Origin of the sequence: Pantoea sp. GM01, from assembly GCF_000282675.1 — a bacterium.
In the GTDB taxonomy this organism is placed as follows: domain Bacteria; phylum Pseudomonadota; class Gammaproteobacteria; order Enterobacterales; family Enterobacteriaceae; genus Pantoea; species Pantoea nemavictus.
Map to the genome: position 1 here is coordinate 1 of NZ_AKIU01000015.1, position 4,867 is coordinate 4,867.

Here is a 4,867-nt window from a genome sequence, read left to right on the forward strand (position 1 = left end):
GTTCAGGGCTTTTTTACGTCTAAACAACGCCAATTTTCCAAAGTAAACTCAGAAAACATCAAACTCGCATCATAGCGATCAGGTAAACTACGGCCAGATTAATTAGTAAAGGCCGTGAAATGTCCAGCCCCAGCACATCCCTAAAAGCTTTCAACACCCTTGGTCTTGCGGTCAGCGCACACACGCTGATCATCGCCGATACTCCCGACGCCATAACCACAGCATGGCAGAATAGTCAGCGATCAAATCTGCCTTTTCTTGTATTGGGAGAGGGCAGCAACATGCTGTTTCTCGAGGATTTCGGCGGCACTGTTGTGGTCAACGCAATTAAAGGGATAACCATCGATGACCATGACGAAGCATGGCATTTGCATGTTGGCGCAGGCGAAAATTGGCATAATTTAGTCGAGCAAACTCTGAAGAAAGGCATTACAGGATTAGAGAACCTGGCATTGATCCCCGGTAAGGCCGGTTCAGCACCAATCCAAAATATTGGTGCATACGGAGTCGAATTTAAAGATATTTGTCATTACGTAGAAGCTTTGCATTTACCGTCACAAAAAATTGTCCGATTACATCGGGAAGAGTGCCAATTTGGTTATCGTGATAGTATTTTCAAACATGCGATGAAGAACGACTATGTCATTACAAGCGTGGGATTACGTTTGGCAAAACAGTGGCAGCCTGTTCTGAGCTATGGCGATCTGACTAAATTAAACCCTGCTACAGTCTGTGCCTGGGATGTATTCAATGCTATTTGTCATATGCGTCAAAGCAAACTGCCTGACCCAAAAATTACAGGTAATGTGGGCAGTTTCTTCAAAAATCCGCTCATCACAGGTGAGCTGGCAGTTGCGCTAATTAAGGAGTGGCCAACCATTCCTCATTATCCACAGCCAAACGGTGAAGTTAAATTAGCGGCAGGATGGTTGATAGATCAGTGCGGCCTTAAAGGCTATCGCATGGGCGGTGCCGCCGTTCACCGCCAGCAGGCACTGGTACTGATTAATGAAGATCACGCTATACCGCAGGATATTGTCGATCTAGCGCACCATGTCAGAAATAAAGTCGGTAAAAAATTCGATGTTTGGCTGGAGCCAGAAGTGCGCTTTATCGGTGCTCGTGGCGAACGTAACGCCGTTGAGGTGATTTCATGAAAGATAATAGCGTGCCACTAAAATTAGTGGCATTGGTGGCGGATGGCGAATTTCACTCTGGTGAACAACTAGGTGAAGCTCTGGGCATGAGCCGTGCAGCAATCAATAAACATATACAGACATTAAAAAGTTGGGGGCTGGATGTATATACGGTAACGGGGAAAGGATACAGCTTGGCAGGCCCCATTCAGTTACTGGATGAAGACATCATCTTGTCACATCTTCATCAACCCAATCTGGCTGTTATCCCTGTTATTGATTCAACGAACCAATATTTGTTGGATCGAATGGATCAATTACCTTCTGGCTATGCATGCATTGCGGAGTATCAGCAAGCAGGGCGTGGACGTCGTGGTCGTAAGTGGTTTTCTCCCTTTGGTTCTAACCTCTATATGTCAATGTATTGGCGTCTGGAGGAGGGGCCAGCTGCGGCTATGGGATTAAGTTTGGTGATTGGTATTATCATGGCGGAGGTGATTCAATCACTGGGTGCGCCTGAAGTACGCGTTAAATGGCCAAATGACCTTTATCTCAATGACCGAAAACTCGCAGGGATTTTAGTTGAATTAACGGGCAAAACCGGTGATGCCGCGCAGATTGTCATAGGGGCGGGCGTGAATTTACTGATGAGGTCTGAAGGCGCAACGGAAATTAATCAAGGTTGGATTAATTTGCAGGAAGCCGGAATTGATATTGACCGAAATGTATTAGCTGCAAAATTACTTAATAGCCTTCGTGAAGCTCTACCAATTTTTGAACGTGATGGTTTGGCGCCATTTGTGAAACGTTGGGAAACGCTCGATAACTTCATTAATCGTCCAGTAAAACTTCTTATTGGTGACCGTGAAGTATACGGTATTGCGCGGGGTATCGATAAGCAAGGAGGTTTATTATTGGAGCAGGATGGAGAAGTTAAATCCTGGGTTGGAGGCGAAATCTCCCTTCGTCCTGACAATTAATTCTTTATCTTTGATAATAAAAAAGCGCCCGTTTATGATGGCGGGCGTTTAATTCAAAATATTATTTTCTTAAACGAACGCTTTGTACCGCATGATCAGCAGACTTAGTCATAATCAAACTGGCCCTTTCACGCGTCGGCAGAATATTTTCCTTTAAATTAAGCCAGTTAATCTCCTTCCAAAGTCCGCGAGCAATATTGAGCGCATCCTCTTCAGGTAACTGCGAATAGTGATGGAAATATGAGTCTGGGTCGCTAAATGCACCTTCACGGAATTTTAAGAATCTATTTACATACCAATTTTCAAGTAAGGACTCAGGTGCATCAACATAAATAGAGAAATCTACGAAATCTGAGACAAATACATGGTGGGGATCGTGAGGATAGTCCATGCCACTTTGTAGTACATTCAATCCTTCAAGAATGAGAATGTCCGGTTGTTGTACTACTTTGTCCCCATCAGGAATGACATCATAAATCAGATGTGAATAGACTGGCGCTGTCACCTGACTGGCTCCCGATTTCAAAGCAGAAACGAAGTTCACCAGGCGATGCATATCATAAGATTGTGGGAAGCCTTTTTTCTTCATCAGACCGCGTTCTTTAAGCACCGCATTGGGATGCAAAAAGCCATCAGTAGTAATGAGTTCAACCTTACGATGTTCTGGCCAGCGACTAAGTAATGCCTGAAGCACGCGAGCCGTGGTGCTTTTACCTACAGCAACACTGCCGGCAATACTAATGATATAAGGGATTTTCTGCCCATTCGTGCCAAGAAATTGTTCCAGCACCGCCTGACGACGAAGATTAGAGCTGATATAGAAATTAAGCAGGCGCGATAGCGGCAGATAGATCTCAGCCACTTCTTCTAATGAAAGATCTTCATTAATACCACGCAACCGCTCGATTTCATCTTCAGCCAGTGTCATTGGTACGGAATCGCGTAGTGCAGCCCATTGTTGACGATTGAATTGTAAATAGGGCGTAGTAAGAGGTGTCGTTTTTTTACTCATAAGCATGCATTTGAGTGCAAATACTGATTCATCAACACCTTGTAGCATCGAGCATACAACGATGTATCGAACTCAATTGCACGTCACAGGGGTAATTAACGAGAACAATGGGCAGGAGGGTAACACCAGTATGACTTTAAAAAGAAGTAAAATGATAAACATGAGCACGCTTTCTTAAGCGCGCCCACATTTTTCTTGTCGGTCAGTAGCTTGAAACTACATTTTCTGCTGAGCCGGTACGCAGCCGTTTATAGTAAATTGCGCTGGGATGAGAATGTCCATCCGAGCATAAGGCATAGTCAGGCAATTCTCCCAAATAATGGTAGCCATGCGACCGATAGAAATCTTCTGCTGATGAACCCGCTATAACATCCAAATAAAGGAGTCCACGCTGATGGCTTTCCGCCTTTTGCTCAAGCGCTTGCATTAACCGCTGTCCAATTTTTTCATGCTGAACGCCAGAATGCACCAGCAGCTGCAAAACTTCTGCACGATTTTGCCCATCTGGGCGCTGGCAAATACCCATTTGCACACTCCCCACCAGAGACGAATCAACGATAGCAATCCACATCAGCAAATCATGACGTGCCATTTGGTCGCGCAAGCTATGAAAATAGCGCTCAGCATCCTGATGCCGTTGCATTCCCCGCGAATGTTGAAATGCAGTTGTCATATTGTTCTTTATTGCGTCAATCATCAGTGCGGCCAGCGCGTAACGATATTGAGGCAAATTTTCTGCAGTGAGCTGAACAATATTCATGCGATATCCTCCCTCAATTGATTTGATTAAAGAACTAAGCAAATTACGGGCCAGTAGAAAAATGCCGCCGAATGGATGCATATCAAAATTATTTTCACGATTTGCACTGCAAAAAGGCAACGTGCCCCAAAATTGAGCGCAGTTGATGGTGAGGGTATTAAGTTATCCAGTTATCCTTATGCTGTAAAAATGCACGCATTTTGGATGGTTTTGCTTCAGCTGAGCAGTGATTTGCGATGATTTGCACAAATAGTAAGCTAAAGAACAATTTTAGCGATTTTTTTGTTGCATCCTTCTTCGGGTCTTCCTAGAATGCGCTCCACTTGATGCCGGCTTAGCTCAGTTGGTAGAGCAACTGACTTGTAATCAGTAGGTCACCAGTTCGATTCCGGTAGCCGGCACCATCAAGTAGGTGGGATTCCCGAGCGGCCAAAGGGAGCAGACTGTAAATCTGCCGTCACAGACTTCGAAGGTTCGAATCCTTCTCCCACCACCATCTCAACCTCCTGGTTGAGCATCAGATAAAGCCCTTATCTGATGGGTGAGTTCTTCATCTCTCACCTTCGAATTTCAGATTGTGCGTTAGCACAATCAACGTCGGTCAGAAACTCTGACTGGCTCGAATAATAGAAGGTCTTCTTTTATTATTCATAAGCTACAGAAAGAACAGGTAGCCGAGTTCCAGGATGCGGGCATCGTATAATGGCTATTACCTCAGCCTTCCAAGCTGATGATGCGGGTTCGATTCCCGCTGCCCGCTCCAGATGTGCTGATATGGCTCAGTTGGTAGAGCGCACCCTTGGTAAGGGTGAGGTCCCCAGTTCGACTCTGGGTATCAGCACCACTTCCTTTATCTCTCTCCTGATTCTCTCTCTGTAAACCAAACAGTCAGGCATTGCCTGGTTGATATGACGATATCTTCGATATATCCGTGTCTTAGAGGGACTAGCGATGGCTAAAGAGCAATTTCAGCGTAACA

4 protein-coding genes and 4 tRNA genes are annotated in these 4,867 nt (G+C 45.1%); 6 read left to right on the top strand and 2 right to left on the bottom strand.

The window, feature by feature from the left end:
- Positions 1 to 119 precede the first annotated feature (119 nt).
- Together murB and birA are read left to right on the top strand one after the other, a co-directional pair.
- Positions 120 to 1,157, top strand: coding sequence for a UDP-N-acetylmuramate dehydrogenase (gene murB / locus PMI17_RS03875; RefSeq protein WP_036620191.1), 1,038 nt, complete (start codon positions 120 to 122; stop codon positions 1,155 to 1,157).
- On the top strand, positions 1,154 to 2,116 hold the full coding sequence (birA, locus tag PMI17_RS03880; RefSeq protein WP_007886340.1) for a bifunctional biotin--[acetyl-CoA-carboxylase] ligase/biotin operon repressor BirA: 963 nt from the start codon (positions 1,154 to 1,156) through the stop codon (positions 2,114 to 2,116). The genes murB and birA overlap by 4 nt, the downstream gene beginning before the upstream one ends.
- A gap of 61 nt (positions 2,117 to 2,177) precedes the next feature.
- Here birA and coaA read toward each other — a convergent pair whose 3' ends face one another.
- Together coaA and PMI17_RS03890 are read right to left on the bottom strand one after the other, a co-directional pair.
- The gene (coaA, locus tag PMI17_RS03885) at positions 2,178 to 3,128 is read right to left on the bottom strand and encodes a type I pantothenate kinase (RefSeq protein ID WP_036620195.1); all 951 of its coding nucleotides are present in this window, start codon (positions 3,126 to 3,128) and stop codon (positions 2,178 to 2,180) included.
- 202 nt (positions 3,129 to 3,330) lie between these two features.
- Complete coding sequence (locus PMI17_RS03890) at positions 3,331 to 3,888, bottom strand: GNAT family N-acetyltransferase (RefSeq protein WP_007886342.1); 558 nt, start codon at positions 3,886 to 3,888, stop codon at positions 3,331 to 3,333.
- Positions 3,889 to 4,216: 328 nt separating this feature from the next.
- On the opposite strand from PMI17_RS03890, the gene PMI17_RS03895 reads away from it, so the two are divergent.
- From PMI17_RS03895 to PMI17_RS03910, 4 genes are all read left to right on the top strand, one after another.
- Positions 4,217 to 4,292: transfer RNA gene (locus tag PMI17_RS03895), tRNA-Thr, on the top strand.
- A gap of 7 nt (positions 4,293 to 4,299) precedes the next feature.
- A tRNA-Tyr gene (locus tag PMI17_RS03900) sits at positions 4,300 to 4,384 on the top strand.
- A 192-nt stretch (positions 4,385 to 4,576) separates the two neighbouring features.
- Positions 4,577 to 4,651 (top strand) — tRNA-Gly (locus PMI17_RS03905).
- A 5-nt stretch (positions 4,652 to 4,656) separates the two neighbouring features.
- A tRNA-Thr gene (locus PMI17_RS03910) sits at positions 4,657 to 4,732 on the top strand.
- Positions 4,733 to 4,867 lie beyond the last annotated feature (135 nt).